The organism is Nocardia brasiliensis (genome assembly GCF_042691675.1).
Lineage (GTDB): Bacteria > Actinomycetota > Actinomycetes > Mycobacteriales > Mycobacteriaceae > Nocardia > Nocardia brasiliensis_D.
Genome location: NZ_CP170507.1, coordinates 6,416,484 through 6,440,692, shown reverse-complemented (window position 1 = coordinate 6,440,692; position 24,209 = coordinate 6,416,484). Strand labels below are relative to the sequence as shown.

Sequence of the window (24,209 nt, the reverse complement as noted above, 5' to 3'; positions counted from 1 at the left end):
CGCCCGGACGCTGTCGGGCGCGCCTGGGCTCAGGCCGATTTCGGCAGCTGGCGCGCGTTGTCGGTGAGCGGTGCGTCGGAACCCGCGAGATAGCGCTGCAGTGTCGAACGGTCGTCCAGCACCAGCCAGTCGATCGTGTCGGTGAGCGCGGCGCGCTGCGCCTTGGTGGTCACACCCAGCGTGGTGCCCAGGGTGAACGACCCGTCCGCGGCGACGGGTACCGGGGTGCCGCAGATCTTGACGATGGCCCGCTCCGCGACAACGGCTTCGATCTCGTCGGTGATCGCGATGGCGACGCGCGGGTTGTCGTCCGCGCCGAGCTCGAGCAGCAGCCTGGCCAGCCGATTCGACCAGCGATCCAGCTCGGCGTAGGTGAGGGCGCAGTCGGCGGTGGACACCACGACCGCGTTCGGATCGACCTCGGCGACGGGCCGCGCCAGCGGCAGCCTGCGGAGGTTGTCGGCGAGCGAGTCGGTCAGCGTATGCATGGTGGTTGTCCCTCGAAGTCTCGGTGAAGAGGTTTCTTGCGTACCTCTAATCTCGTCCACGAGAAGAGACTTCGACAGCAACCCAAGCGCTGGTCGGGGTACCTCCCAGGGTGGGCAAAATGCCACCAAGGGGGCGCCGGGGTCAGTCGGTGACGAACCCGTTGAGCGTGCCGTTCAGATCGGCGAGCAGCGCCCGGGCGGCGGTGAGGCCGTTGCCGTGCCAGACGGTGTCCTCCACGGCGAAGACCCGCTTGTCGGTCGCGGCGCCGAGGTCCTTCCACGCATCGGTGCGCATCACCGACTCGCCGTGGCGCTTGCCCTCCTCGCCCGCGAGGATCACATAGACGAGGTCGCCTTCGACCTTGGTAGCGAACTGGTCAGGGGTGACGTCGAAGGAGGGGCCGCGCTGTGCGGTGGGCCGCTGCACACCCACGTCGCCGAGAATCTGGCCCGCGAAACTGTCGTTGCCCTGAATCCGGTTGGTATCAGCGGTGAATCGGATGACCGAGGCCTGCGTCTGATTGGCGGCGATCGCGTTGCCGATATCGGTGGCCTCGGTGCGGTAGTTGTCGAGCGCGGCGTCCGCGGCCGCGCGTCGGCCCAGACCTGTTGCGAGCGCGGTGAATTCAGCCTGCCAGCTGTTGTTCGCGCCGACCAGGACAGTGGGGGCGATCGCCCGCAGCGCGTCGAAACTCGCTCCCGCGGTGGGGATATCGCCGAGGATGAGGTCGGGCTGCAGACCCGCGATGAGCGCTGGATCGGGCTGCCCAGCCGGGCCGACGCCGGGGATCTTCAGCACGCCGGTGCCGAGATAGTCGGGCTGTGGACTCGGACCGTCGAGGGTGACCGCGCCGACGACGCGTTCCCACAGGCCGACCGCGCACGCCGCGTCCAGCGCGGAGGTGGTGAGGACGACGATGCGCTGCGGGTCGGCGGGCACCGCCGAGACGCCGGCGGCGTGCGTGACGGTGCGCGTGCTGCCGTTCGCCGGATCGGGTGCGCTCGGCAGCGCACAGGCCCGGGTGGTGTCGCGCTCGAGCCCGACCACGCCCGCACCCGCGATATTGGTGGTGGTGCGCACGATGCTGCTGGCGTCGTCGGGTGTGCTGCTGCAGCCCGCCGCCACGGTGGTCGCGCATAACGCCGCGACAGCGACGATCCGGCGCCGCGCCACGCGGGCGGTGCCGGATCGGGGAGAAGCTGTGCGGTTTCGGGTGCGAACGAAGGCGCTCAGCGGCATGCGGGTGAGGGTACATGCGTGCGCGGGGCGGCCCGGGGAGAGGCCACCGCGCCCGCGTGCCGCGTCGCGCCCGTACTGCCAACGGCCGCGCGGAAACCGCTGTGCGGCAGGGTATTCCGCGCGGCCCACCGGTTCCGGCTGCTCAGGCGGTATCGCCGCCGATGCTGAAGCGCGCGCCGGTGACATCGGCGACCGACGCCATCCGGCCGTACGGGGTGTCCTCGGGCGCGGACAGCACCGTGCCGCCCAGTTCGACCAGTTTCGCGACCGTCTTGTCCACCTCGTCGGCGCCGAAATATACGGTCCAGCCAGCGGGTACGCCCTCCGGCAGGAACGCGGAGGCGTCCATCACGCCACCGAGCATCGGGCTCTGCGCGTGAATGGTGGTGTAGCGGAACTCCGGAGTGTCGGAGATGGTGAAGGTGTCCTGCCAGCCGAAAACGCTGCGATAGAAATCGAGCGAGGCGTCATAGGCGCGGGTGTGCAGCTCGAACCAGGACGGTGCGCCCGCATGGTCGCGCCACTGCCCGTCATTGACCAGCGCGCGGGTCTCGAAACCGCCGAAGGTCCCGGTCTGCCAGACACCGATGCTCGCGCCACCCACGTCGCCGAGCACCGCCATGCTGCCCAGATCGCCGACCGCCATCGGTGCGACGAACACGGACCCACCATGCGCGACCGCCTTGTCGGCGGTGGCCTTGGCGTCGGAGCTGGCCAGATAGATGGTCCACTGCTCGGGGCTTTCCTCACCCTCCATCCGTCCCATCGCACCGGCGACGGCGAGGCCGTCCTTGCGGAAGGTGACGTAGCCACCGAACTCCTCGCCCGCGCGATCGGCGGTCCAGCCGAACAGTTCGCCGTAGAAGGCGATGCTGCGATCGAGATCGGAGGTGTAGAGATCGACCCAGCAGGGATCGCCGGGCTTGGGCTGGTTCTGGTCGGTCATGGTTGGTCTCCTGGCCTGGAGTGGAACACTGGACACCGATAGAGACGCCGACCGTCCGGCAAACTCATCGGTGTTGCTGTGTTCGATGTGCGGCGCGCGCATCAGGCCCTACGTGGTTACGCAGGCTGCCGCCTCCGGGCCTCATGCGCACACCGCGGTGTTCCGGCCCGACCAACGAAATACGACACAGAGTAGGACCCGTGCGGATTGCTGCGGCAGCACGGTTTACGATTCCAGAAGCGCAAGCGAACTGTCGTCTGTTCCGACATGGGGATGGATGCAAGCAGCGGAGCCTGCGGAGCGGACCTAAAGGCACCTTCAGGAGGATCAGTGACTGCGGTAGAGCCCCAGCCAGTCCAGCAGTTGGAAGCGACTCGGCCGTATCCGGCGCGGACCGGGCCGAAGGGTTCTTTCATCTACAAGATGGTCACCACCACCGACCCCAAGGTGCTCGGTGTCATGTACCTGGTGACGTCGATCAGCTTCTTCCTCATCGGTGGTCTGATGGCGCTGTTGATGCGGACCGAGCTGGCGCGGCCGGGTCTGCAGTTTCTGTCACCGGAGCAATTCAATCAGCTGTTCACCATGCACGGCACGATCATGCTGCTCTTCTACGCGACTCCGATCGTTTTCGGCTTCGCCAACATCGTGCTTCCGCTGCAGATCGGCGCCCCTGACGTCGCCTTCCCGCGACTGAACGCCTTCAGCTACTGGCTGTACCTGTTCGGTGCCACGATGGCGACCGCGGGCTTCATCACCCCGGGTGGTGCCGCTGACTTCGGCTGGACCGCCTACACCCCGCTCACCGACATCCTGCACTCGCCCGGCGTCGGCGCCGACCTGTGGATCCTCGGCCTCGCCGTCTCCGGTCTGGGCACCATCCTGGGTGGCGTCAACATGCTGACCACCGTGGTCTGCCTGCGCGCGCCCGGCATGACCATGTTCCGGATGCCGATCTTCACCTGGAACATCGCCGTCACCAGCGTGCTTGTGCTGCTGGCCTTCCCGCTGCTGACCGCGGCGCTGTTCGGCCTCGCCTTCGACCGGCACCTGGGTGGCCACATCTATGATCCCGCGACTGGTGGTGTGTTGTTGTGGCAGCACCTGTTCTGGTTCTTCGGGCATCCCGAGGTGTACATCATCGCGCTGCCGTTCTTCGGCATCGTGTCCGAGATCTTCCCGGTGTTCTCGCGTAAACCGATCTTCGGGTACACCACGCTGGTCTACGCGACGCTGGGTATCGCGGCGCTGTCGATCGCGGTGTGGGCGCACCACATGTACGCCACCGGCGCTGTGCTGCTGCCGTACTTCTCGTTCATGACGTTCCTGATCGCCGTGCCGACAGGCGTGAAGTTCTTCAACTGGATCGGCACCATGTGGCGCGGGCAGCTGACGTTCGAGACGCCGATGCTGTGGTCGATCGGCTTCCTGGTGACCTTCCTCTTCGGTGGTCTGTCCGGTGTCATCCTGGCCAGCCCGCCGCTGGACTTCCACGTCACCGACTCGTACTTCGTTGTCGCGCACTTCCACTACGTGCTGTTCGGGACCATCGTGTTCGCCACCTTCGCGGGCATCTACTTCTGGTTCCCCAAGATGACCGGTCGGATGATGGACGAACGCCTCGGCAAGTGGCACTTCTGGGCCACGTTCGTCGGCTTCCACACAACCTTCCTGGTGCAGCACTGGGTGGGTGCCGAGGGCATGCCGCGGCGCTACGCCGACTACCTGCCCAGCGACGGGTTCACCATGCTGAACACCATCTCGACCATCGGCGCGTTCATCCTCGGCGCCTCGATGCTGCCGTTCATCTGGAACGTCTTCAAGAGCTATCGCTACGGTGAAGTGGTCACGGTGGACGATCCGTGGGGCTACGGCAACTCCCTGGAATGGGCGACGACCTGCCCGCCGCCGCGGCACAACTTCTACGAACTGCCGCGCATCCGGTCCGAGCGTCCGGCGTTCGAGCTGCACTACCCGCACATGGTCGAGCGGATGCGGCAGGAGGCGCACGTCGGCTGGGGCTCGGGCAAGCACGCCACCGACGTCCACGAAGGCGCAGTGGCAACCAAGTAGGAATTCTTACGACGACGAGTGTGCACCTGCTGGTGACCAGCGGGTGCACACTCGTTTGTGCAGCGAAGTAGTCGCCCGCAGCGATGTGACAACGAGGTCAAGCACAGCGACGGCAACCTTACGAAACTGGAGCAACTGAGTTGGCCGACACCACAGTTCTCGTCACCGTCACCGGACCCGACCGTCCCGGTGTGACGTCCGTGCTGCTCGCGGCGATGTCCCGGCACCACGTGAGCCTGCTGGATGTCGAGCAGGTCGTCATTCGCGGCCGACTGACCCTCGGTGTGCTGGTCACCTGCCCGAGTGACCCCGAGGCCCTGCAGGACGAGCTCGAAGAAGCGATGAACACCGTCGGCATGCACGTCGACGTCGAGGTCGACGCGGTGATCGGCAGGCAGCCGATGTCCACCCACGCGGTGGTGATCCTCGGCGCACCGGTCACGGCGCGCGCGTTCAGCTCGGTGTCGCGGCAACTGGCCGCCCTCGGCGCCAATATCGATAGCATTCGCGGCATCGCGGACTACCCGGTCACCGGGATGGAACTGCTGGTCACCGCGACCGACACCGGAGCCGACACCGACTCGCGACTGCGCACGGCACTGGCCGAGGCCGCGGTCGCCGAACAGGTCGACGTCGCGGTGGAACGGGCCGGACTGGCTCGCCGAGCCAAGCGCCTCATCGTGTTCGACGTGGACTCGACCCTCATCCAGGGTGAGGTGATCGAAATGCTCGCCGCGCACGCCGGCGTCGAGGACGAAGTCCGCAAGGTCACCGAATCGGCCATGCGCGGCGAACTCGACTTCGCCGAATCGCTGCGTCAGCGGGTCGCGACCCTGGCCGGGCTGGACGAGTCGGTGATCGAGGAGGTCGCCGAGCAGATCGAGCTGACCCCCGGGGCCCGCACCACCATTCGCACGCTGCGTCGGCTCGGCTTCCGCTGCGGTGTGGTGTCGGGCGGGTTCCGTCAGGTGATCGAGCCGTTGGCGCACGAACTCGAACTGGACTTCGTGCAGGCCAATACGCTGGAGATCAAGGGCGGCAAGCTGACCGGGCGGGTGGTCGGCGAGATCGTCGACCGGGCCGCCAAGGCCACCGCGTTGCGCAAGTTCGCGGCCGAGGCGGGGGTGCCGATGGAGCAGACGGTCGCGGTCGGCGACGGCGCCAACGACATCGACATGCTCAACGCGGCCGGGCTCGGTGTCGCGTTCAATGCCAAACCCGCGCTGCGTGAGATCGCCGACGCGGCACTGTCGCACCCCTACCTCGACGCGGTGCTCTACGTCCTCGGCGTCACCCGGCACGAGGTCGAAGCCGCCGACGCCCGCGACGGACTGCTGCGCCGGGTGCCGCTGAGCTGACCACCGGGTACCCGGTGTCGATTGCTCGGTCCGGGTTGCCCCGTCGGTAGGCTGGCGCCAACCATGATCATCGGGGTGATTCGGAGGGTGCGTTGCGGAAATCTCTGCTTGTGCTGCTGCTCGGAGTGACCGTCGTCGGGTGCGGCAACGACGATGCCGCCACATCGGATCCGACCTCCTCGGTCGCTGCGACGTCCGCTCCGACGCCTGCGCCGGTGACGGCCACCGATGTCGACAACGGCAAGGAGCGGCGGCTCACCGTCGGCCAGCCCCTGGTGGTGACGCTGCCCGCGAATCCGTCCACCGGCTACTCCTGGCAGATCGCCGAAGTGGACACGAATGTGGTTCGGGCGCAAGGGGAACCGGCATTCACGCCGGATCCCAACGTGCCGGTTGCCCCCGGCTCCGGTGGTACGTCGGTGTGGACCTTCGTCGGCAACGCGCCAGGTATCAGCCGCCTGACGATGGACTACCTGCGGCCGTGGGAGCAGGGTATGGAACCGGCACAGACGTTTTCGTTGACGATCAAGGTGGAGTGATGTCGAGCATCCCGGAATGTGGTGCCGAAGTCCGGGATGCCCGGGAAAGCCCGATGGAGCCGGTCGAATTCGACGAGGCGGGATTCCGCGTCCGGCACGCGGAACTGGCCCGCGGCTACGGCGGCGCGGGCGACCCCGACGATCCGGCCATGGTGCAGGCCATGCAGATCGTGCTGCACCTGCCCAAGGTGGACCCGCCGCCGCGCAGTGCGCTGCTGGCCGCCGCCGCGACCGCGTCGGTGGCGCTGTGCCTGGACGAGCGGGTCGGACCGGGCGGCGAATGGGCGCAGCGCTATCTGGCCTGGAAACGCTCACGCATCCGCAAGGTGACCCGGCGTGCCCGTGGCGCCCAGTGGCTCGCCGCGAACGAGGTGGACGGCGTCACGGTCGACATCGACGGCGCGCAGGCACGGGCCTTCGTCCCCGGCCCGGTCGGCGAGGTGGACCCGCGCATCAAGCGCCTGCAGATCGGCGGCACCGACCTCGACCACGACGACCCCGGCCCCGCCGATCCCGATCTGCCGGTGCTGTGGGTGAATTCGAGGCTCGGCATGACCGTGGGCAAGGCCGCCGCGCAGGTGGGTCACGCCAGCATGTTGCTCGCCGGTGCGTCGACCGCCGAACACGCACTGCGCTGGGCCGAGCGCGGATTCCGGTGCTCGGTCCGGGAAGCCGATGCGCGACAATGGCAGACACTGGCCGATGAGGTCGCACGTGGCACGGCGGTGGCCGTGCGCGATGCCGGGTTCACCGAGGTGGCGCCCGGCTCGATGACGGTGATCGCGGTACCCGCTCGGTCCTGGTGACGGCCGCGAAACCGGCCGCGCCGAATGGGCGTTGCGCGACCCGATTCTGGGTATGCCTTAGCAACTCGCCGAGGACGTTGTGCTCTACCCGCGCCGAGCCCGCCAGGCGGAGGCTCGTCGTATCGAGGCATCGCGGCCTTGCTCAACGGAAGGGAAGGACCAGCTATGACGATGCTGCTGGTGATTCTCGCTCTCTGGGTGCTCCTGTCGGTTCCCTTGGCCCTCATCGTGGCCCGGCTGCTACACAAGTCGGACGGAGAGGACCATCCCGATCCGGATCACGGCGACGACCAGCATCTACGTGACTACTTCGTGCTGGACCGCCGCCGCTGAGCCGAGCGACACGCTCCCCGCTCCCTGCCCGCGTTGGCGAGCAGCCCGCCGGGTGGTCCAAGATGGACCGCGTGCCACAACCGGATCCCGATCTGCTCATCGATTTCACCGACGTCACCGTTCGCCGCTCGGGCCACACGCTCGTCGGCCCGGTCACCTGGCAGGTCGAGCTCGACGAACGCTGGGTCGTGCTCGGGCCCAACGGCGCGGGCAAGACCTCACTGCTGCGGATGGCCGCCGCCGAAATGCATCCGACCTCCGGAACCGCCCATCTGCTCGGCGAGGTGCTGGGCAAGGTCGATGTCAGCGAGCTACGCCCGCGGATCGGCTTGTCGTCCGCCGCGGTGGCGGGGCGGGTGCCGCGCGATGAGAAGGTCAGCGATCTGGTGGTGTCGGCGGGGTACGCGGTGCTCGGCCGGTGGCGCGAACGTTACGACGACGTCGACACCGACCGCGCCGTAGACATGTTGGAAAGCCTTGGCGCCGAACATCTTTCGGATCGCACGTACGGCACCCTATCCGAGGGGGAGCGCAAGCGGGTGCTCATCGCCCGCGCCCTGATGACCGACCCGGAACTATTGCTGCTCGACGAACCGGCCGCGGGTCTCGACCTCGGCGGCCGCGAGGAACTGGTGGAACGGCTCGGCGATCTGGCCGCCGATCCGGACTCGCCCGCCATCGTGCTGGTCACACACCATGTGGAGGAGATCCCACCCGGCTTCACCCATGGACTCCTGCTCAACGAGGGTGCGGTGGTCGCGCAGGGCTTGCTCACCGATGTGCTGACTTCGGAAAACCTCAGCGATGCCTTCCGGCAGTCGATCGCACTCGACCACGTGGACGGCCGCTACTTCGCGCGCCGCGCCCGTCGCGCGGGCAAGCACCGCACGCGCTGACCGGGCGGCCCGTGACGGCGCTCACGAAGCGCGCGTTATGGTGCAAGTTGTGAGTGAGATAAACGGGCAGGCTGACTCTCAGCCGCAGGCCTCGTCGCCCAAGGATGCGTCTACGGTGATGCTGGTGCGCGACGGTGCCGCCGGACCCGAGGTCTTCCTGCAGCGCCGGGTGGGTGCGATGGCGTTCGCCGCGGGGATGACCGTGTTCCCCGGTGGCGGTGTCGACCCCTCGGACGGGACTGCCGACATCGCCTGGGCGGGGCCGGAACCCGCGTGGTGGGCCGAGCGTTTCGCCACCACCGAGCCGAGGGCCAAGGCGCTGGTCTGTGCCGCCGTGCGCGAGACATTCGAGGAATGCGGTGTGCTGCTTGCCGGTCCGACCGCGGACAGCTTGGTCTCGGACACGACCAGGTATCACGACGCGCGCGGCAAGCTGGAACGACGCGAGCTGTCGCTCGCTGGTTTCCTCGCCGAGGAGAACTTGGTGCTGCGCGCGGATCTGCTTCGGCCGTGGGCGAATTGGATCACTCCGGTGGTCGAGCCGCGGCGCTACGACACCCGGTTCTTCGTCGCGGTGCTGCCCGCGGGGCAGCTGGCCGATGGCGCGACGTCGGAGGCGGCGGAGGTGCAGTGGCGTACCCCGGCCGAGGCGCTGGACCGGTGGCGGGCGGGCACCGACATCCTGCTGCCGCCGACCTGGTCGCAGCTGGACGCGCTCGCCGAATTCGGTTCCACCGCCGAAATCCTCGCCGCGGACATGGTCATCGAACCGATCATGCCGGTGCTTCCCGGTGTCGCAGGACAGGACGTGCTGGCGTTCCCGGACAGTAATCGGTACTTCGCCGATCTTCCGGATACCGGCAGGCTAAAGGGATCCGTACGCAAGTGAGGCGGTGGGCGATACGCCCAGCGAGAGAGTGGTCGAGCACCCGGTAGCGTTCCGTCCCATGGCCGAATTCGTGACCCTGGATCTGCCCGAGGGTGATGCCGCGCGCCGCGTGGCCGTCCTCCGGATCGCCCGCCCGCCGATGAACCTGCTGAACGCGCAGTTGGTGCGGGAGCTGGCCGACGCGGCCGAGGCGATCGCCGCGGACCAGACCGTCGCGGCGGTCATGCTCTACGGCGACGAGCGGGTGTTCTCGGCGGGTGACGATCTGGCCGAGCTGGCGGGGCTGAGCGAAGACCAGGCCCGGGCGATGGCGGGCGATCTGCAGCGCGGGCTCGGCTGCCTGGCCCGGCTGCCGCAGCCGACGGTCGCGGCGATCAGTGGCTACTGCCTCGGCGGTGGACTCGAGCTCGCGCTCGGCGCGGATCGGCGCATCATCGGCGACAACGTCAAGCTCGGGTTGCCGCAGATCAAGGCAGGGCTGATCCCGCTCGCCGGGATCCGGCGCCTTTCCCTGCTGATCGGACCGGGTCCGGCGAAGGACCTCGTCTACAGCGGCCGGTTTGTCGAACCCGACGAAGCGCGCTCGCTCGGCTTGGTCGACGAGGTGGTCCCGCCCGACGACGTGTACACCGCCGGGCTGCGCTGGGCCCGGCAGTTCACCGATGGTCCGGCGCGGGCGCTCGCCGCCGCGAAGGCGGTGTTCGAGGCGGGCCCGCATGGCCTGGACCGCGCTCAGACCGAATGGTCTGATTTGTTTGGTACCGAAGATCGCCGGATCGGGACCCAGTCCTATCTGGCCGACGGCCCGGGTTCGGCGGCATTCGTCGGTCGTTGAGCCACGGAACGGATGTTTCACGCTCGCGTGTTCCTGGCGTGGCGTCGGCCGTGCGGACCGGTGGAAAAGTGGAGTTGTACACACGACCGGCAAAATGCGCGGCGAGGCGGACAAGCTAGGCTTGGCCTCCATGACGGTACGCCCTGATGACCCCGCGCCGAACCCGCACGCCACCGAGGCCGAGGTCGAAGCCGCGCGCAAGGATACGAAGCTTGCCCAGGTCCTCTACCACGACTGGGAAGCCGAGACCTACGACGACAAATGGTCGATCTCCTATGACGAGCGCTGCATCGAATACGCCCGTGGCCGGTTCGACGCCGCCGTCGGTCCCGCCCCGCTGCCGTACGAGCGTGCCCTGGAACTCGGCTGCGGCACCGGCTTCTTTCTGCTGAACCTGATGCAGGGCGGGGTGGCCAAGTCCGGCTCCGTCACCGACCTGTCGCCGGGCATGGTCAAGGTCGCGCTGCGCAACGCGCAGAACCTCGGACTCGACGTGGACGGCCGGGTCGCCGACGCCGAGACCATCCCGTACGAGGACGACACCTTCGATCTGGTGTGCGGGCACGCGGTGCTGCACCACATCCCGGATGTCGAACTGGCGCTGAAGGAATGTCTGCGCGTGCTCAAGCCGGGCGGGCGCTTCGTCTTCGCGGGCGAGCCGACCACGGCGGGTAACTTCTACGCACGCTGGCTCGGCCGGATCACCTGGAAGGCCACCACCACCGTCACCAAGCTGCCGCAGTTGGCCGGTTGGCGGCGGCCGCAGACGGAGCTGGACGAGTCCTCGCGGGCCGCGGCGCTCGAGGCGGTCGTCGACCTGCACACCTTCGACCCGAGCGAGCTGGAGCGGATGGCCAGCTCGGCCGGTGCCGTCGACGTCAAGGCGACCACCGAGGAGTTCGCGGCAGCGCTGTGGGGCTGGCCGGTGCGCACCTTCGAGGCGGCCGTGCCGGAGGAGAAGCTCACCATGGGCTACCGGATGGCCATGTACCAGGCGTGGCTGAAGCTGAGCTGGCTGGACGAGAACGTGCTGCGCCGGGTGGTGCCGCGCCAGTTCTTCTACAACGCCATGATCACCGGCGTGAAGCCGGGCACGTCTGCCAAGTAGTGGGGTACGGCTTCAGTCGCGAGGATGTCGTCTTTCTCGGCAGTGCGGCCGGTAGCGCCGCACTGGCCGAGGTGGACCGGCTGGAGCTGACCCAGGCAACGCACCTGCGTGACCTGGCGCGGGTGCGCCGGGACCACGGCGGCTGGGCGGCGGCGCTCGTCGAAACGGTGCGTTTGCGGCGTAAGGCCGCCGCCAAGCTCGCCGACGCGGGGGACTGGTTGTTCACCGACGATGCCCTGCAACAGGCGACGCCGACGCTGGTCGCCCGAGGCCGGGCCGCTCGGCTGGCCGGGCGGGCGGTGCACGACGTGACCTGCTCGATCGGCGCGGAGCTGGCCGAGCTGGCGACTGTGTGCCCCGCTGTCATCGGCAGCGACCTGGACGACGCGCGGTTGTCGATGGCCGCGCACAACCTCGCCGGACACCGAAACGTGCTGCTGGCCAAGGCGGATGCCCTCGTGCCGGTGAGCCGGGACACCGTCGTCGTCGCCGATCCGGCACGGCGGGCCGACGGTAGGCGCACCCACGACCCGGCGAAGTTGCAACCGCCATTGCCGGACCTGCTCGCCGCCTATCCCGGCCGCGATATCGCCGTGAAGTGCGCTCCCGGACTGGATTTCGACCGCCTCGACTGGACCGGCGAGATCGAAATCGTCTCCCTCGACGGTGCCGTTCGCGAAGCATGCCTGTGGTCAACGGGCCTGACCGACTCGGCAGTCACCCGCCGTGCGACCGTATTGTCTTCGGCAGGAACATCTTTCACCCTCACCGACACCGCTCCTGACGATATCCCCGAGCAGGACCCCGGTGAGTGGATCATCGACCCCGACGGGGCGGTCGTCCGCGCCGGTCTGGTCCGCCATTACGCCGCGAAACACGGACTGTGGCAACTGGATCCCCGCATCGCCTACCTGACAGGCAACACCGTCCCGCCGGGCAGCCGAGGCTTCCGCATCATCGACCGCCTCGACTACCGCGAAAAGACCCTCCGCGCCGAACTCCGCCGCCACCACTGCGGCCCCCTGGAAATCCTGGTGCGCGGCGTAGACGTAGACCCCGATAAACTCCGCCGCACCCTCAAACCCCAAGGCGCCCACCCCTTCACCTTGGTGATCACCCGAATAGGCCGCACCCCCACGGCCTTCCTGTGCACCGCCGTAGCCGCGACTACCGACTGACCGGCGCCTACGCTGCCGCGCGCCAATTATCGCGCTGCGCACGAAATCGCTAGCGCGCCACAATAAACCGCGCGCGGCACTGGAGTGTGGGCTCAGGACTCCATCTTCTTGACCACGCGCTGGACGGTGAGCCAGGTGCGGGTGGTGATGTTTTTGCCGTAGGTCTTTTCCAGCCAGCTCATGAAGTCCGGGGTTTTGCCGGGTTCGCTGTTGTCGATGACGGCGAGGAAGGCGCGGCAGGCCTTGTCGTAACCGACGATTCGGGTCCGTGGGTCGGGCTGGTCGGGAAGTTCGGTGGGCGCCTCCGCGCCGTCTTTGAGGAACGTGGTCACCAGATAGGTGCCGCGCCCGTGGGTGAGGCCGGGGAACGGGTCGGTGTCGAGCAGGGCTCGCAGCTCTTCGTGACTGCGAATAATCGTTCCGCCGGGGATGCCGAGTTCGGCGGTGAGCGCCCGCTGTATCCGATCCTCGAGGGCGCTGATGTCGGTTTCCGCGGTGCGGAACACGATATTGCCGCTGGCAAGCACCGACGCGACCTTCTCGAAGCCGAGTCCCTCGAACACGCCGCGCAGCTTCTCGTTGCTCATGTTCGGATTGCTCGGGGCGATCCCGCGCAGCAGCGCGGCATACCGTTTCATGACGCGGTCTTCGCCGCGCCGTTCTTCTTACGCTCGATATCCGCCAGCGCCGCAAGGTATTTCGCGCGTTCCTCCGCACTCGCCTCCCAGGCGTCCTTGCGGTTCTTGACGACCTTGGCCGGAGCGCCGACGGCGATGCTGTAGTCCGGGATCTCGCCCTTGACGACGGCGTGCGCGCCGAGGACACAGCCGCGGCCGACCCGGGTTTCGCGCAGCACGGTCACCTTGGCGGCGATCCAGGTATCGGGTCCGATGCGGACCGGGCTCTTCACGATGCCCTGATCCTTGATCGGCAGGGTGATGTCGTCCATCTTGTGGTCGAAGTCGCAGATGTAGCACCAGTCGGCGACCAGGGTGGATTCGCCGATCTCGATGTCGAGATAGGTGTTGACGACGTTGTCCTTACCGAACACCACCTTGTCGCCGATGCGCAGCGACCCCTCGTGGCAGCGGATGGCGTTGCCGTCGCCGATGTGCACCCAGCGGCCGATCTCCATCCGGCCCAACTCGGGAGTCGCGTGGATCTCCACCCGCTTGCCGAGGAAGACCATGCCGCGCAACACGATGTGCGGGTTGGCCAGCCGGAACTTGAGCAGCCGGTAGTAGCGCACCAGGTACCAGGGTGTGTAGGCCCGGTTCGCGAGCACCCAGCGCAGCGAGGCCACGGTCAGAAAACGCGCCTGCTGCGGATCCCGGCGGCGCGATCCCCGCCAGCGCGTGCGCAACGGCGCGCCCCACATGCTCGTCACTGACGGATCTCCTGTCGTGGTCCAACGGCTCGCCGCCCACCTCCGGCGGCGACGGGATAGAGCATAACGGGCGCTCCCGGACGCGGTTCGGGCATGGCCGGAGCGACGGCGGCGGACGGCTGATCTGCGTCGCGGGCGCCGGCAAGGCCAACCCGCGAACCGCAGGGGCGGGACTCACACACCCGCGCGCGCCCCTCCCGTACAGTGACTGCTGCGCCGCGGTCGGCGCCCCCCGAATCCACACGCGTACACCCGAACCGGGTCGCTCCAGAGCTGTGGGTCGGCACGCTTTAGTCTCGTGCGAGCGGAAACGACGACAGGAGTGCAGCAGGTGCGAAGCGGCGTACTGGCTAGTTCCAGGTGGCGACGGTCCCGGATACGGGTAGTTGCGTCGCTGGCCGCGGTCGGTGCGCTGGCGTCGGCCGGATGCGGCACCGACGTCGACGACATCACGGTCGGGCCGGGTAAAGGCTGGCCCGCCGCGCATCACGACGGACGCAACGGCGGCAGCAGCCCTGTGGTCGGCGCCAAGAAGATCGCGTTGAGCTGGTCGCGGCCGATCGGTGGGCCGATCGCCGAGCCGGTCACCATCGGCCCCGACGGGCAGATGTTCCTGACCACGAACACGCCCACATGCGTGATCTTCTCCCTGCAGATGGCCACCGGACGTAAGCGGTTCTGCACCGAGCTCGGTCAGACCGCGGTCTCCGCGCCGTCGGTGGTCGACGGCATGACCAATGTCTATGTCGGCGATGATCGGGACAACGTCGGCGCGGTCATGTCCTTCAACTACCTGGGGCAGCCGCGCTGGCGCACCCCGGTCGCCGGAACGCCGGTCTCGATGCAGTTCACCGGCGACGGAAACCTGTTGACGGTCACCCAATCCGGACAGGTCGACGTGCTCTCCCGGCAGACCGGCCAGCGCCTGGTGGCCACCACGCAGCTGCTCGGCCAGCCCGACTTCCTGGAAAACCCGAACCTCACCTGGCCGGCCGCCGGGCAGGGCCTGGACGACTGCCGGGTCGGTGAACCGCAGTGCCCGGTCGCGAACATCTCCGCCGTCGACACCGCGAGTGGGCGCTTCTTCGTCACGGTATGGCAGCCGGGCAAACCGAACGCAGCGCTCGTCGCACTTCGGTACGCGGACAACAAGATCCAGCAGGACTGGAGCGCCGACCTGCTGTTCGGCGGCAGCGCCACCAGCCCCGCGCTTGCCGCCGACGGTAAGACCGTCTACGTGGGCGACAACAGCAACCGGCTGATCGCCGTCGATGCTGCCGACGGGCGCACGAAATGGGTGCAGCCACTGACCTGGGCGCCGCGCGGCGGCATCTCGGTATCCAGTGACGGCCTGATCATCCCGTCCGGCGACGACGGCTACCTGCTCGCCCTGCGCGACAAGGGTGACGCCGCGGAAATCGCTTGGGAGCGTAAAGACCTCGGCCTCCGCGGCATGCCGGTGCAAACCGCGGGCGGCACCGGCTACACCCCGGCGGCGATCGGCGACGGCCTGAACCTCATCACCTTCGACACCGAAACCGGCACCACCATCGACTCCGACGTCCTGCCCGGCGCACAGGGCAGCACCACCGGCACCTCCGTCGGCGCCAAGGGCGAGGTCGTGGTCGCCACCCGCATCGGCGAAGTCTTCGTCTTCAAACCCGAACACTGACCCACTCCCACCCGCCGCGCGCGGCACAGCCAGCGGTCCCGCGCGGGTAGCGCGGCACAGCCAGCGGTCCCGCGCAGGTATCCGTGTGGCGCGCGAAATCGCTAGCGCTGCCGCCCGCAGCAGACCACATCGCGCGCAGCACCCGCTCTACCTGTGGTGGCCAGGCGCAGCGCGTTGATCGCGCAGCCGCGCACGGATTGTTGCGCTGCGGGCGGGTTTGCTAGCTGGCTTGTGCGCGTGGGGACGGTTTGTGCGCGGCGGCAGGTCTGCGCGGACGGGCGACCTACTTGGGGTCGCGTTCGGGGAGGGGCCGCTCGATGATGGTGGGGCGGCCGAGGGGGTTGCGGACGCGGCGTTTGGCCGAGTGGTAGACCTGGGCGGTTTCGGCGGCTACTACGTCCCAGGCGAAGTCGGCGGTGAGGCGTTCGCGGGCGGCGTAGGCGCGGCCTTGGGCGGCGGCGGGGTCGTCGAGGGTGGCGCGGACGGCTTCGACGAGACCGTCGACGTCGGCGGGGGCGAAGGAGGCGCCGGTGACGCCATCGATCACCGCTTCGCCGAGACCACCGGCGGTGGAGGTGATCAGCGGGGTGCCCGCGGCGGCCGCCTCCAGTGCGACGATGCCGAAGGGTTCATAGCGGCTCGGCAGCACGATGGCGTCGGCGCCGTGCAGCCAGCCGAGGAGTTCGGCGTGGTCGAGTTGTCCGGCGAAGTTCACCGCGCGGGCCACCCGATGCACCCGCGCACGCTCACGCAGCCACTCGAACTGGGTGCCGACACCGGCGATGGTGAGCGTGGTGCCGGGGTGTGCGCGCCGGATGCGCGGCAGTGCGGCGATCGCGTCCTGCACGCCCTTCTCGTATTCGAGCCGGCCGACGTACAGCAGCCGCGGCGGGCCGGTGCGCGGCGAGCGCGGCCGAAATGTCCAGGCGCCCACGTCGATTCCGTTGCGGATCACCGTCATCGGCACCCGCTCCGGCCCGTAGAGCCGCTCCACTTCGTCCTGCATCGATGCCGAGCAGGTGATCAGCGCGTCTGATTCGTTGGCAAGCCACCACTCGACGGAATGCACCTGCCGGTTGACCTTGCCCGCGACCCAGCCGCTGTGCCGCCCGGCCTCGGTGGCGTGAATGGTCGACACCAGCGGCACGTCGTAGTACTCGGCCAGTGCGATGCCGGGGTGCGCGACCAGCCAGTCGTGCGCGTGCACCACATCGGGCATCCAGCCGTCACCGATGCCCGGCTTGCCGAGCGCGATACCGGCCCGCACCATCGCGTGCCCCATGGCCAGCGTCCAGGCCAGCATGTCCTCGCCGAAATCGAAGACCGGTGGGTCCTCGGCGACCGCGACCACCAGCACGCCCTCGGCGATGAAGGAGTGGGTGGGATGGGTCGAGGAGTCGGTGCCGGAGGGACGGCGCGCCAGCACGACCACCTCGTGGCCCGCCACGGCCAGCTCGGTAGCCAGGTGATGCACGTGCCTGCCCAACCCGCCGACCACAACCGGCGGGTACTCCCACGACACCATCAAAATCTTCATGCATGTCCTTCTGCGGTGGACCGTTCAGCGGGGCCCGATCCTGGGGCGGCGGCAGCCACGGCGAAGCTTTCTCCGGACCCGGCGCTGTCGAGCCGTCGCGCATCCACACCGGGGAAGAGTCCGTCACTCGCCCCCCATCCTGCCGCCAACTGCTGTGCTTTCGCGAGTTGGCCCGCGCCGACGGCGGCCGCGATCTCCCGGACGGCGTGCGCGTGCTGATGTGCGCGGTCGCGCGCGTAGCCCGCGGCCGAGTCCTTGCTGACCATGAACGCCCAGTCGCTGGACACGGTGAGGATCGCTTCCCGGAGCAACTGATCGGCAATGTGGTCGCGCAGGGCGGGTCCACCGTCGGCGGCGCGCATCTTGTCGATCGTTTCCAGGGTGAGCCGCACGATGTCGTCATTGAGTTCAACCAGGTCGCTTACCTGATCCCCGGCCCAGACCCGCCAGTCCTTGCCCGAACCCCAGGACGAGTCGGTCAATGGCACAGGCGCACCGACGAATCCGCGTTCGCGCGCGTCGGCCAGCGTGCCGACGGTGACCCCCGCTTCCGGCAGGGCCCGCAACACCTGGGCCAACCATTGCGGCCCCTCGTGCCACCAGTGGCCGAACAGTTCGGTGTCGAAGGCGGCCACCACCAGCGCGGGCCGACCGATGCGGGCGGATTCGCTGATCAGTCGCTCGCGCACCGTCTGGACGAAGTCGTCGACATCGCGGACCACCGCCGCCGCCGCGAGCTCCGGGTCGTACGGCGCCTTGTCCGGACCTGCCACGGTCTTGCCGGTGACGCGGGCCGGTTTGAGACCGGTGGCGTGGTCATAGTGATGAAAGTCACGGTAGGCGCTCTGCCCCGGGTAGCCCGATTTCGGCGACCACACCCGGTAGCTCACCTGGAGATCGCGCCCGAACGCGACCACATCGGACTCGCGCACCGGCCGCCCGAGCGACGTGTCGCCCCGCAATGCGGGCCCGTCGACCATGAAATGTGTCACACCGGCGGCGTCGTAGCCGAGCTCCATGCCAGGCGTGTAGCCGCATTCCGGCGCCCAGATGCCAGTCGGGGTGTGGCCCCAGCGGTGTCGCGCGTCGTCCAGGCCTTCGGTGAGCTGGAACTGGCGCAATCGCGGATCGAGCAGCGGCTGGAACGGATGGGCGAGCGGGCCGCCGAGCAGTTCGATCGCCTCGGCATCGATGAGCGCACGCCAAACCGGTGCCGCGCCATGCCGCCAGCGTTTCTCGAAATCCGCCAAAGCCGCTGTGGCCAAACGATGTTCGTGCCTGCCGAGGGCGATGTTGCCCGCCATGGCCGCCTCGTCGGCGCGCAGCTGCCAGTTGCCGAGCCAGTGGTGCATCCCCGCCAGGCAATGCGGGTCGTCCAGCTGGGCCGCGAGCACCGGCGTGATGCCGAGGCTCAACAGGTGCGACCGCCCTTCGGCGGCAAGGGTTCTCAGGACTTCGGCGACCGGAAGGTAAGAGGAGGCCCAGGATTGGTAGAGCCATTCCTCGCCGACCGGCCAGCGGCCGTGATGGGCGAACCACGGTAGGTGCGAATGCAAGACCAGGGTGAACTGGCCGGGAACAGCCTCGGTGGTCAACGCTTCACCGCGATGGCGACCAGATCGAGACTCGCGTCGATGTCCGCGGCGACCAGCACGAAATCCTCGATGGTGACGGCCGCGACGTCGGCGGTGAGCTCGGCGGGCCATGGTTCACCGGCCAGCGCCCGCTCGATCTGCGCGTCGATGAACGAGCCACCGTGCTTGGCGTCCAACGCTTTCAGGCTCGGGCCGTGGTGCACGCCGGTCATCTCGGCAACCTCGAATCCGGCATCGACCAGCAGTTCGGTGAGCTCGGCGGCGTTCAGTTCGCGGGTGTGGAACGGGTTGAGCGGGGTATCGCGACCGGGCGAGAAGGTGATCCGGTTGGGCGTGCTGATCAGCAGTTCGCCGCCGGGACGCAGCACCCGGAAGCACTCCCGGAGGAACTGAGCTTGGTCCCAAAGATGTTCGATAACTTGGAAATTCACCACCACGTCGACCGACGCGTCGTCGAGCGGCAGGGCGGCGAGGTTGCCCTGGATCATCTCCACCCGCGGGTAACGGGCGCGTACGTGCTCGACCGCGCCGGTGTCGTAATCGACGCCGATCACCTTGGTGGCCACCGAGGCGATCATGTCCGCGCCGTAGCCTTCGCCGGATCCGGCCTCCAGCACGGTTTTTCCGGCGCAGCGGTCGAGCAGTTCGGCGTAGGCGATCTCGTGCCTGCGGAACCAGTAGTTCTCCTCGGCGATGCCGGGGACGGTCCGCTCGCCGGTCAACGGCAGCGGTTCGACGGCGCCGATGGTCGTCTCGGGGGCGCCGGTCGTGCCCGTCGGGTCGTCCACTGCGGCAGGGATCACAGCCTCGCTCATCGTTCCGACGTTACTGGCACCGACAGTTCGCGGGATACCCGCACCCGGTCACCGGGACCGCCCTACCCAGTGCCGATGCACTGCTACGCGGGGGTCGCGCGGGTGGCTTCAGCCCGGCACGATATCGCCCGGGCTGGCGTTGTGAGAGAGAAGCGGCTAAGTTACCCACGGGTAACTTAACGTAGGGTAGTGTCACGCCCTGAGCTACTCACACGGACGTACGGCCCGCTCGTGCGACCGCCCATACGTGTAACCAGAACAGGAGGTCGACGAAGACCGATGCCGAACATCGTCGTACTCATCAAGCAGGTTCCCGACACCTGGTCCGAGCGCAAGCTGACCGATGGTGACTACACCCTCGATCGCGAAGCCGCCGACGCCGTCCTCGACGAGATCAACGAGCGCGCCGTCGAAGAGGCGCTGCTGATCAAGGAGGCCCAGGGCGGCGAGGTCACCGTGCTGGCCGCCGGTCCGGATCGGGCCACCGAGGCCATCCGCAAGGCGCTGTCCATGGGCGCCGACAAAGCCATCCACATCAACGACCCGGCGATCCACGGCTCCGACGCGGTGCAGACCGCCTGGGTGCTGGCGAGCGCGCTCGGCCAGGTCGAAGGTGTCGAGCTGGTCATCGCGGGCAACGAGGCGACCGACGGTCGCGCCGGTGCGGTGCCCGCCATCATCGCCGAGTACCTCGGCCTGCCGCAGCTGACCCACCTGCGCAAGCTCACCGTCGACGGCGACAAGATCACCGGCGAGCGGGAGACCGACGACGGCGTCTTCAAGCTGGAGGCCACCCTCCCGGCCATCGTCAGCGTCACCGAGAAGATCAACGAGCCGCGCTTCCCCTCCTTCAAGGGCATCATGGCCGCGAAGAAGAAGGAAGTGCAGACCTTCACGCTGGCCGACCTGGGCGTCGACCCGTCGACCGTCGGTGTCGCGAACGCGGGCACCACCGTCACCGGAGCCACCCCGAAGCCGCCGCGCACCGCGGGCGAGAAGATCGCGGACGAGGGCGACGGTGGCACCAAGATCGCCCAGTACCTCGTCGGTCAGAAGATCATCTGATCCCGCCGATCTGACTGCTTAGGAGAGAACACAAATGGCTGAAGTACTTGTGCTCGTTGAGCACGCAGACGGTGCGATCAAGAAGGTCAGCACCGAGCTCCTGACCGCCGCCCGCAACCTGGGCGAGCCCGCCGCCGTCGTGCTCGGCACCGCGGGCACCGGCGAGAAGCTGGCCGACGCGCTCGCCGCGGCCGGCGCCGAGAAGATCTACATCGCCGAATCCGACGACGTGGAGAACTTCCTGGTGACCCCGAAGGTCGACGTGCTCGCCGCGCTGACCGAGCAGGTCTCCCCGGCCGCCGTCATCGTCGCCGCCTCGGCCGAAGGCAAGGAGGTGTCGGGCCGCCTCGCCGCCCGCATCGGCTCCGGCCTGCTGGTCGACGTCATCGACGTGAAGTCCGACGGCACCGCCGTGCACTCCATCTTCGGTGGCGCGTTCACCGTCGAGGCCAAGTCGAACGGCGATGTGCCGGTCATCTCGGTGCGCCCCGGCGCAATCGAGGCGTCCGCGCAGGCCGGTGCCGGCGAGAAGGTCACCGTCGAGGTGCCCGCGCAGGAAGACGGCGTCGTCAAGGTGACCTCGCGGGAACCGGTCGTCGCCGGTGACCGTCCGGAACTCACCGAGGCGACCATCGTCGTCTCCGGTGGCCGCGGTGTCGGTTCCGCCGACAACTTCTCGGTCGTCGAGGCGCTGGCCGACTCGCTCGGTGCCGCCGTCGGCGCCTCGCGTGCCGCGGTCGACTCCGGCTACTACCCGGGCCAGTTCCAGGTCGGCCAGACCGGTAAGACGGTCTCGCCGCAGCTCTACATTGCCCTCGGCATCTCCGGCGCCATCCAGCACCGGGCAGGCATGCAGACCTCGAAGACCATCGTCGCGGTCAACAAGGACGAAGAGGCCCCGATCTTCGAGATCGCGGACTACGGCATCGTCGGCGACCTGTTCAACGTCGCCCCGCAGCTGACCGAAGCGGTCAAGTCGCACAAGGGTTAATACGGCCCAGCACCACCGAACGGCCCCGGGTATCCACCCGGGGCCGTTCGCATTTCGTGCGCCCACGACAGAGGTTGTTGCGCCACAAGAGTTTCCGAGCGGGGACTCACAGGGTTTCCATACGGCTCACAGGGGCTGCACGCCCTGTGAAAGGGATGGACACTCTGTGAGACCAACCCGAGGGATCAGTTGTCCCGGCGATCGCCCGGCTGCATCATGGTCAGCTCGGCGGTTCCGGCCACCTATAGCCTTGCGGGGGAACACTTCACCGGGGAACGCTCAAGGAGTTCGCATGGCAGATTCGGCAGCGCCTTCCGCCGCCACCACTTTCGCATTGGTGCCCGATCACATCAGCGACGCCGGTCGCTACGTGCAATTGACCGCTCAGAGCCTCATCGACGGTCTGCGCTCCGGGTCCGCCGAGGTCAACGGGCTGATGTCGAGTTGGAGCGGCACCGCCGCCAACGCCTACGCCCAGGCTTGGGAGGAGACCCATACCGCCGCGCTGGCGGTGTTCGAATCTCTTGCCGACATGGCCGACTTGCTGGGGGTGGTGGTCGATCGCTCCGCCGCGACCGACACCAACACGGCGGTCACCGTCAGCTCACTCGACTTGCCCTAGCTCCACCTTTTCCGACAGTGTGATTCGGTTCGAATTCGATGGGGGACGATCACCACAATGACTGACCAGTACCGTGTCGACCTGGCGCAGTTGGAAGCCGTGACGGCCAAGGTGGCGAGCTTGACCGGGTTCGTGACCGAGTCCCTGCGCGAAATCGAAGAGCGCATCGCCACGGTGCAAGCCAGCTGGAACGGCGCCGCCGCGGACGCGCACGCCGCCGCGCACGCCGAATGGACCACCGCCGCAGCGAAAATCGTTGACGGCCTGGCGAAAATGCAGGCCGCCGCAGCGGCGGCGCGGCGGTCCTACGAGGAAGGCTCGGCCGCCAATCTCGCGATGCTGGGCCGGGGCGGTGGGTCCGCGCAGTGACCAGCACGGTTCTCGATGTCGACACCGCGGTCTACTACGGCGCCGCCGCGAAGGTGGCCGCGGGCGCGGCGGCCTGGTGGGCCGCGGTCGATGCGCGCTGGCCCGCCCTCGAGCAGGCACGGGACATGGCCGGTTCCTACAGCGACGCGGTGGAATGGGCGAAGTCCTATGACGCCCGCGCGACCGAGATCCTGCGCATGGTCACCGAAGTGGCGTCGGCGGCGCACGCCTACGCCGTCGTGCTCAACGAGATGGGCTACCAGCGTGCCCTGGACGAGCACGGCGCGACCATCGACGCCGGGCCCGCGCCGGTCAAGCCCGCGGCTCCGATGTATCCGGTACTCAACTGCCGGGTACCGCTGCCATCGGCGGGCGGGCCCGGCAACGGATTGGTCGATGAAGGGCTCGGCCTGGTCGAGAAGATCGGCATCACCGTGCCGGACGGCAACGCGACCACGATCAGCAACGCGGGTCTTACCTGGGATGCCGCCAAGAATGCCGAAGGTGCGGCGGGGTTCCCGGCGGTTCTCGAGGCGGCGGCGGTCGCCTTCCAAGACGTGATCGCGCCCGAGGCCACTTTCATTGACGAGGATCTGCGCGCGCTGAAAGCTGCTGCGGAGGCGACGCTTACGGCGATGGGTGACCTGGCCCAGTCGTGCCGCGATCACCGGGCCGCACTCGATGAGCTGCGCGACAACCTCAAACAGCAGCTCGAGCTGGTGCGCGATGCGCTCATTCAAGAGTTGGCGATCACCGCCGCCATCTCGGTCGCGTCGTCGTTCATCACGTTTGGGGCCGGTGCCGCTATAGGGCTGGCCGGTGCCGCCGCCATCTGTGCCCGCTACGCCCGCCCCATGCGCGCGATCATCGAGAACTGGCAGCACGCTCGCGGCGTCCGCGCCGGAGTCAAAATGGACGAGGACATCGCACGCCACGTCGCCGAACTCAAACGCATCCAAGAACTCAAACCGGTCTCGAAGGTCAAAACGCCGCCGCACCAGCCATTGACCGAAGCCGAAAAGCGAATACTCCTGCAGGGCCCCAGCGACAGCCACGGCAACTCCCTGACTGCGGCACTGCGGCGGGGTGAGGTCAGCCCCGAGCAACAACGCCAAATCGACGCCCTCAACGACGCACTGATCAAGCTCCCTGCGCATGAGGGCCCCCTGGTTCGGCATACGAATATGCCGAAAGAGGTGCTGGACGAATTCGTACCAGGTCAGCCCTACAAAGATCCCAGTTACATGTCCGCGAGTACGAACCCGAAGGGGTCGAATGAGCTACTTGTCGAACAATCCAAAGTCGAAGTGAACATCGTCAGTAAGACGGGTCGCGACTTCAGCGCATACGGAACCCCGGACGAAGTTCTTTTCCCACCGAATACGAGGTTTTTTGTGCACAGCAAAACCCCCGACCCGGCAGACCCGACCCGGACCATCATTATGATGTCGGAAATCTAGGAGAACC

The 24,209-nt window shown here is 68.0% G+C and carries 24 protein-coding genes; 16 read left to right on the top strand and 8 right to left on the bottom strand.

All coding sequences use genetic code 11. From position 1 onward, the window contains the following. Nucleotides 1-29: 29 nt before the first annotated feature. From ACFK0J_RS29675 to ACFK0J_RS29665, 3 genes are all read right to left on the bottom strand, one after another. Entirely contained in the window at nucleotides 30-488 is a 459-nt protein-coding gene (locus ACFK0J_RS29675) for an AMP-binding protein (protein WP_378732880.1), read from the bottom strand. Between the two features lie 142 nt (nucleotides 489-630). Further along, on the bottom strand, nucleotides 631-1,728 hold the full coding sequence (locus ACFK0J_RS29670; protein WP_378732878.1) for an ABC transporter substrate-binding protein: 1,098 nt from the start codon (nucleotides 1,726-1,728) through the stop codon (nucleotides 631-633). A 142-nt stretch (nucleotides 1,729-1,870) separates the two neighbouring features. Continuing rightward, nucleotides 1,871-2,674, bottom strand: a complete 804-nt coding sequence (locus tag ACFK0J_RS29665) for a VOC family protein (RefSeq protein WP_378732876.1) — start codon at nucleotides 2,672-2,674, stop codon at nucleotides 1,871-1,873. 330 nt (nucleotides 2,675-3,004) lie between these two features. Between ACFK0J_RS29665 and ctaD the strand changes: the two genes are divergently transcribed. From ctaD to ACFK0J_RS29615, 10 genes are all read left to right on the top strand, one after another. Continuing rightward, nucleotides 3,005-4,747, top strand: coding sequence for a cytochrome c oxidase subunit I (gene ctaD / locus ACFK0J_RS29660; protein WP_378732874.1), 1,743 nt, complete (start codon nucleotides 3,005-3,007; stop codon nucleotides 4,745-4,747). A gap of 140 nt (nucleotides 4,748-4,887) precedes the next feature. Further along, the gene (gene serB, locus ACFK0J_RS29655; protein WP_378732872.1) at nucleotides 4,888-6,105 is read left to right on the top strand and encodes a phosphoserine phosphatase SerB; all 1,218 of its coding nucleotides are present in this window, start codon (nucleotides 4,888-4,890) and stop codon (nucleotides 6,103-6,105) included. A 92-nt stretch (nucleotides 6,106-6,197) separates the two neighbouring features. Further along, a complete protein-coding gene (locus ACFK0J_RS29650; RefSeq protein ID WP_378732870.1) occupies nucleotides 6,198-6,644 on the top strand; it encodes a protease inhibitor I42 family protein in 447 nt (148 codons plus the stop codon). Nucleotides 6,645-6,697: 53 nt separating this feature from the next. After that, nucleotides 6,698-7,450: an aminoacyl-tRNA hydrolase gene (locus tag ACFK0J_RS29645; protein WP_378743135.1), complete on the top strand. Its 753-nt coding sequence runs from the start codon at nucleotides 6,698-6,700 to the stop codon at nucleotides 7,448-7,450. Nucleotides 7,451-7,615: 165 nt separating this feature from the next. Continuing rightward, complete coding sequence (locus tag ACFK0J_RS29640; protein WP_378732869.1) at nucleotides 7,616-7,783, top strand: hypothetical protein; 168 nt, start codon at nucleotides 7,616-7,618, stop codon at nucleotides 7,781-7,783. 62 nt (nucleotides 7,784-7,845) lie between these two features. Next, nucleotides 7,846-8,679, top strand: a complete 834-nt coding sequence (locus tag ACFK0J_RS29635) for an ABC transporter ATP-binding protein (RefSeq protein WP_378732867.1) — start codon at nucleotides 7,846-7,848, stop codon at nucleotides 8,677-8,679. Between the two features lie 118 nt (nucleotides 8,680-8,797). Then, nucleotides 8,798-9,568: an NUDIX hydrolase gene (locus ACFK0J_RS29630; protein ID WP_378743133.1), complete on the top strand. Its 771-nt coding sequence runs from the start codon at nucleotides 8,798-8,800 to the stop codon at nucleotides 9,566-9,568. A gap of 58 nt (nucleotides 9,569-9,626) precedes the next feature. After that, a complete protein-coding gene (locus tag ACFK0J_RS29625) occupies nucleotides 9,627-10,403 on the top strand; it encodes an enoyl-CoA hydratase-related protein (protein WP_378732865.1) in 777 nt (258 codons plus the stop codon). Between the two features lie 130 nt (nucleotides 10,404-10,533). Next, nucleotides 10,534-11,511 (top strand): class I SAM-dependent methyltransferase, encoded by a 978-nt coding sequence (locus ACFK0J_RS29620; RefSeq protein WP_378732863.1) that lies wholly within the window; start codon nucleotides 10,534-10,536, stop codon nucleotides 11,509-11,511. Then, complete coding sequence (locus ACFK0J_RS29615; RefSeq protein ID WP_378732861.1) at nucleotides 11,511-12,689, top strand: class I SAM-dependent methyltransferase; 1,179 nt, start codon at nucleotides 11,511-11,513, stop codon at nucleotides 12,687-12,689. The genes ACFK0J_RS29620 and ACFK0J_RS29615 overlap by 1 nt, the downstream gene beginning before the upstream one ends. 92 nt (nucleotides 12,690-12,781) lie before the next feature. On the opposite strand, the gene ACFK0J_RS29610 is transcribed toward ACFK0J_RS29615, so the two are convergent. Further along, a complete protein-coding gene (locus tag ACFK0J_RS29610; protein ID WP_378732859.1) occupies nucleotides 12,782-13,327 on the bottom strand; it encodes a DUF1697 domain-containing protein in 546 nt (181 codons plus the stop codon). Next, on the bottom strand, nucleotides 13,324-14,076 hold the full coding sequence (locus ACFK0J_RS29605) for an acyltransferase (protein WP_378732857.1): 753 nt from the start codon (nucleotides 14,074-14,076) through the stop codon (nucleotides 13,324-13,326). The genes ACFK0J_RS29610 and ACFK0J_RS29605 overlap by 4 nt, the downstream gene beginning before the upstream one ends. A gap of 331 nt (nucleotides 14,077-14,407) precedes the next feature. On the opposite strand from ACFK0J_RS29605, the gene ACFK0J_RS29600 reads away from it, so the two are divergent. Beyond that, nucleotides 14,408-15,748, top strand: a complete 1,341-nt coding sequence (locus ACFK0J_RS29600; protein ID WP_378732855.1) for a PQQ-binding-like beta-propeller repeat protein — start codon at nucleotides 14,408-14,410, stop codon at nucleotides 15,746-15,748. Between the two features lie 283 nt (nucleotides 15,749-16,031). Here ACFK0J_RS29600 and ACFK0J_RS29595 read toward each other — a convergent pair whose 3' ends face one another. From ACFK0J_RS29595 to ACFK0J_RS29585, 3 genes are read right to left on the bottom strand one after another with little or no spacing between them, the layout of a single operon-like run. Beyond that, on the bottom strand, nucleotides 16,032-17,285 hold the full coding sequence (locus tag ACFK0J_RS29595) for a glycosyltransferase family 4 protein (protein ID WP_378732853.1): 1,254 nt from the start codon (nucleotides 17,283-17,285) through the stop codon (nucleotides 16,032-16,034). Then, on the bottom strand, nucleotides 17,282-18,880 hold the full coding sequence (locus ACFK0J_RS29590; protein ID WP_378732851.1) for a 1,4-alpha-glucan branching protein domain-containing protein: 1,599 nt from the start codon (nucleotides 18,878-18,880) through the stop codon (nucleotides 17,282-17,284). The genes ACFK0J_RS29595 and ACFK0J_RS29590 overlap by 4 nt, the downstream gene beginning before the upstream one ends. Beyond that, nucleotides 18,877-19,695 (bottom strand): class I SAM-dependent methyltransferase, encoded by an 819-nt coding sequence (locus ACFK0J_RS29585; RefSeq protein WP_378732849.1) that lies wholly within the window; start codon nucleotides 19,693-19,695, stop codon nucleotides 18,877-18,879. The genes ACFK0J_RS29590 and ACFK0J_RS29585 overlap by 4 nt, the downstream gene beginning before the upstream one ends. A 279-nt stretch (nucleotides 19,696-19,974) precedes the next feature. Here ACFK0J_RS29585 and ACFK0J_RS29580 point away from each other — a divergent pair, with 279 nt between their 5' ends. The 5 genes from ACFK0J_RS29580 to ACFK0J_RS29560 all read left to right on the top strand — a co-directional run bounded on the left by ACFK0J_RS29580 (nucleotide 19,975) and on the right by ACFK0J_RS29560 (nucleotide 24,202). Next, nucleotides 19,975-20,760, top strand: coding sequence for an electron transfer flavoprotein subunit beta/FixA family protein (locus ACFK0J_RS29580; protein WP_378732847.1), 786 nt, complete (start codon nucleotides 19,975-19,977; stop codon nucleotides 20,758-20,760). A gap of 34 nt (nucleotides 20,761-20,794) precedes the next feature. Next, the gene (locus tag ACFK0J_RS29575; protein WP_378732845.1) at nucleotides 20,795-21,751 is read left to right on the top strand and encodes an electron transfer flavoprotein subunit alpha/FixB family protein; all 957 of its coding nucleotides are present in this window, start codon (nucleotides 20,795-20,797) and stop codon (nucleotides 21,749-21,751) included. Between the two features lie 292 nt (nucleotides 21,752-22,043). Beyond that, nucleotides 22,044-22,373: a WXG100 family type VII secretion target gene (locus ACFK0J_RS29570; RefSeq protein WP_378732843.1), complete on the top strand. Its 330-nt coding sequence runs from the start codon at nucleotides 22,044-22,046 to the stop codon at nucleotides 22,371-22,373. Nucleotides 22,374-22,430: 57 nt separating this feature from the next. Beyond that, complete coding sequence (locus ACFK0J_RS29565; protein WP_378732841.1) at nucleotides 22,431-22,742, top strand: WXG100 family type VII secretion target; 312 nt, start codon at nucleotides 22,431-22,433, stop codon at nucleotides 22,740-22,742. Continuing rightward, the gene (locus ACFK0J_RS29560; RefSeq protein WP_378732839.1) at nucleotides 22,739-24,202 is read left to right on the top strand and encodes a hypothetical protein; all 1,464 of its coding nucleotides are present in this window, start codon (nucleotides 22,739-22,741) and stop codon (nucleotides 24,200-24,202) included. Before ACFK0J_RS29565 ends, ACFK0J_RS29560 begins: the two co-directional genes overlap by 4 nt. The last annotated feature ends 7 nt before the right edge of the window (nucleotides 24,203-24,209 follow it).